The sequence below is a fragment of the Streptomyces sp. HSW2009 genome, from assembly GCF_040240285.1.
Classification (GTDB): domain Bacteria; phylum Actinomycetota; class Actinomycetes; order Streptomycetales; family Streptomycetaceae; genus Streptomyces.
The window spans coordinates 1-3,834 of record NZ_JBEHZD010000656.1 but is presented as its reverse complement, the minus strand read 5'-3'; the positions used below and the strand labels follow the sequence as shown (position 1 = coordinate 3,834).

The 3,834-nt window shown below is 72.0% G+C and carries 3 protein-coding genes; all 3 read left to right on the top strand.

What is annotated here, in order from left to right; all coding sequences use genetic code 11:
* Positions 1-551: 551 nt before the first annotated feature.
* Positions 552-1,304: a TetR/AcrR family transcriptional regulator gene (locus AAHZ94_RS30270; protein ID WP_349996922.1), complete on the top strand. Its 753-nt coding sequence runs from the start codon at positions 552-554 to the stop codon at positions 1,302-1,304.
* A gap of 1,066 nt (positions 1,305-2,370) precedes the next feature.
* Entirely contained in the window at positions 2,371-3,237 is an 867-nt protein-coding gene (hpnC, locus tag AAHZ94_RS30265; RefSeq protein WP_349996923.1) for a squalene synthase HpnC, read from the top strand.
* Positions 3,234-3,834 (top strand): squalene/phytoene synthase family protein (locus tag AAHZ94_RS30260; protein WP_349996921.1); only part of this gene is annotated, 601 nt, incomplete at its 3' end. The genes hpnC and AAHZ94_RS30260, both read left to right, overlap by 4 nt.

The window sequence follows — 3,834 nt, the reverse complement described above, 5'->3', positions numbered from 1 at the left end:
CCCCCGTGGGTGTACACCACGGCCTACCATACGTCCCGGGCCGTTAAACCCCCCCCCCCCCGGGGCCCCCCCCGGGGGGGCCCCGGGGGGGGGGGCGCCTTTTCTTGTGCTGATACCCAGTTTCGTCGAACGATTTTCGTAAGACTTCTCTAGGGTTTTACAAATAGACGACAAAGCGCTGGGAGTAACCGGAAAGAAACATTCGGGATGGTGAAGTAGAGGGCGTGCGGCGCATGCTGTGCGCTATCACTTCATGTGTGCTGTGTTGTGTGCGCGATCGCGGGCCCGTAGTGTGCTGCCGCGCTGCTCCTTGCGGTCTTTCCCGGTTTTCTGGGAGAGCCTTTCCGGTGCGTTCTGTTCCATAGTTCAGCCGGGCGGGGGCGGTCGGGGCGGTAAATAGAGGCCGTCGGTGCCGCGCGTGGCGCGGTGCCGGCACCACGCGGCGGCCACGGGGGGCGATCCGCTGGCCGGGCGTGCTGACCAGTTCGAACGTGGGGCGTGCTCGTACGTGTGCGGTTCGCACGCGAATACGCCGGGCGTAGGGAGGGCGTATGTCGCAGGGAACAGTGCCGGTTGCAGCGTATTCGCGTCGTGAACGACTGCGGATCGCGACCATTCAAGAGATCAAGGATGTTGCTCGGGAGTTTCTCGTCCAGGACGGCCCTGGCAATGTAACGATTCGCGCCATTGCCCGCGAAATGGGCATGACGGCGCCCGCCGTGTATCGCTACTTCGCCAGCCGCGACGAGCTGATCCAGGAGATACGGCGGGACATCTTCGGCGAGATGGGAAGCCATCTGCACGCCGTCATCGAGGCGCTTCCCGACCGGGCGCCGGCGAGTGAACTCCTGACCGCTGGGCGCGCGCTGCGCCGCTGGGCGATCGACCACCCGCACGAGTTCGGGCTCATCCTCGGCCCCTGGGGCCCCAGCGGGGGCGGCGTGCTCGGCCGGGCCGAGCGGGAGGCCAGTTGGCGCTTCGGGTCGCTGTTCGCGGACCTGATCGCCCGGATCTGGCACACCCGGGGCTTCCCCGCCCCCGACCCGGCCTCGCTCGACCCGGAACTGGTCGGCCAGCTCGCCGCGCTGCGCCAGGAGTACCAGGTGGACCTTCCGGTGGAGGCCCTGGCCATCATGGTCCGCTGCTGGGTCAGGCTGTACGGGGTGATCTCCATGGACGCCCTGGGGCACCTGGCGTTCGCGCTGCCCAACGGCGACGCCTTCTTCGAGCGCGAGCTCCAGGACCTGGCCGCCGTCCTCGGCATCGAGGAGTACTACCCGACGCTCCAGCCATTGGCCGGCTGACGCCGCGCCGGGGCCCGGCGGCTCCGGTGGCCCTGCCGGCCTGGCCCATGAGCCGGCTCACGGAGTCGGTCCACGGAGTCGGTCCACGGGGCCCGTTGAGTCGGCTCACGGGGCCGGTCCGTTGAATCGGCTCGCTGAACCGGTCCGGACCCGAACGGGCCCGGACCCGTCCGGGCCGGCTCGGCCGGGTTGGGTTGCACGGGGTCGGGCTGGGCTGGGGCTGGGCCGGGTTGGGTTGGACGTACGGTGGCGGGTTGGACGCGTAGTGTCAGGCGGGGCGTGCCGCGGCGGGTTGGCCGCCGGGTGTTGGGTCGGGCGTGTGGTGTCGGGTTGGTCCGGACCACTTGGGTTGGTCCTGCTCCTGGGTTGCTCCCAGCCGCGCGGGCCGGCCAAGCCGGGATGGGTTGCTCCCGGCACCACGGCCCGCTGTGGTGGCCCGCCGTGGCGGGCTGGCGTACCGCCGGGTGAGTCGACGCACTGCTGGGTGGTCCGGCGCGCCGTGCGGTGGGCCGGCGTGCCGCTGGCTGGGCCGGCCGCCAGGACCCACCCACCCATCGCTCCACCCGACGGCGTCGAGCGGCTCGGAGCGCGGCGGACGGTGTCGGGTGACTCGGGCGGTGTCGGGTCGCGACGGCCGCGTCGCGCGGTGTCGGGTGGCTCGGGCCGAGCGGGCCGGGGCCCTCGGGCCTGGCCACCGGTGGGGGTTCCCCCGGCTGCCCCGCGCGGCTGTCGCACCGCGCGGCTCGGCGTAGGCTGTACTGATGACCATCCGGACTATGGCGGACATGTGTCCGGTCCCCCGTTCGGGGGTCCGGAGGCCATCTCCTGCGACCTGGGGCGCGGCGTGTCCGCGTCGTGCCGTGACTGATGTGCGGTGTAGAACGGGGGATGTGACGGCATTGGCCACGCGGCCCCTATCCCGCGCCTCCGCAGGTCCAGGCGCCTCGGCCCCCTGTGGCGGCGCCGCGCGCGCCCGTACGCCTGGCTGTCCACGGTGACCCTGGAAGACGAGCGGAGCCAGTCCCATACCACTTCGCGATCCTGGCCAGGAGAGCAGGCGCAGGCGGTGTTGGACAAGGCCGCGGACGAGAATTTCCCCGTCGCACCCTTCTTCTTGCCGCGGGCCTGGCGCGCCGACCTGATGGCGGTCTACGGGTATGCCCGACTGGTGGACGACATCGGCGACGGCGACCTGGCCCCGGGCGGTGGCGACGCCGTCCTGCTCGGGCTCGACCGGTCCCAGGCCGAGGACACCGAGGCGCTGCTCGACGCCTTCGAAGCCGACCTGCGCCGGGTCTTCGACGACCCCGCACAGCCACCCAGACACCCGCTGCTGCGCGCGCTGCGTCCCACCGTCCGCCGGTGCGGCCTGACCCCGGCCCCGTTCCTGGGGTTGATCGAAGCCAACCGACAGGACCAACGGGTCCGCCGGTACGCCACGTACCAGGACCTCCTCGACTACTGCGAGCTGTCGGCCAACCCGGTCGGCCGGCTAGTGCTGGGCATCACCGGCACCACGACGCCCGAGCGGGTGCGCCGCTCGGACGCGATCTGCACGGCGCTCCAGATCGTCGAGCACCTCCAGGACGTCGTCGAAGACCTCCGGCGGGACCGCATCTACCTGCCGGCCGAGGACATGCGGCGGTTCGGCGTACAGGAGGCGGACCTGCGGAGTACGACGGCGGGCGCACCGGTGCGTGCCCTGATCGCATTCGAGGCCGAACGCGCCCGGGACCTGCTGAATGAAGGGGCACCCCTGGTGGGTAGCGTCCACGGCAGACTCAGACTGCTGCTCGCCGGGTTCGTGGGCGGCGGACGGGCCGCCCTAAAAGCGGTCGCGGACGCCGGTCACGACGTGTTCTCTGGACCGCCCAAGCCCACCAAGCTCAGCCAACTGCGCGAGGTCGGGGCAACCTTGCGAGGAGAGGGGTGAACCAGACCGTGGACGGATCGTCACACATCCCCGCACCGGTGGCTGCCGCGTACCGCTACTGCGAGGCCGTGACCGGGCAGCAGGCCCGTAATTTCGCCTATGGCATCCGGCTGCTGCCCACCGACAAGCGGCGGGCGATGTCCGCGCTGTACGCCTTCTCCCGCCGGGTGGACGACATCGGCGACGGTGCGCTGAGCGCGCCGGCCAAGCAGGACCGGTTGGAGGGCACCAGGACGCTGCTGCGCCGCATCGCCGACGGCGAGGTGGCCGAGGACGACACCGACCCGGTGGCCGTCGCCCTCGCCCACGCCGCACGCCGCTTCCCGATCCCGCTGGACGGCCTCGACGAGCTCATCGACGGCGTGCTGATGGACGTGCGCGGCGAGAGCTACGAGACCTGGGACGACCTGAAGGTGTACTGCCGGTGCGTGGCCGGCGCCATCGGCCGGCTGTCGCTCGGCGTCTTCGGCACCGTGCCGGGTGCGGTGGGCGCCGGCCGCCGCCCCCCCGGCGGCCCCCCCCCCGGGGCCCGCCCCCCCCACCCCCCCCCCCCCCCACAACCCCACCCCCCCCCCCCCCCCCCCCCCCCCCCCCCCC

Excerpts from the sequence above, each read along its gene's own strand:
- AAHZ94_RS30270 (WP_349996922.1), top strand. The coding sequence starts at position 552 with ATGTCGCAGGGAACAGTGCCGGTTGCAGCGTATTCGCGTCGTGAACGA.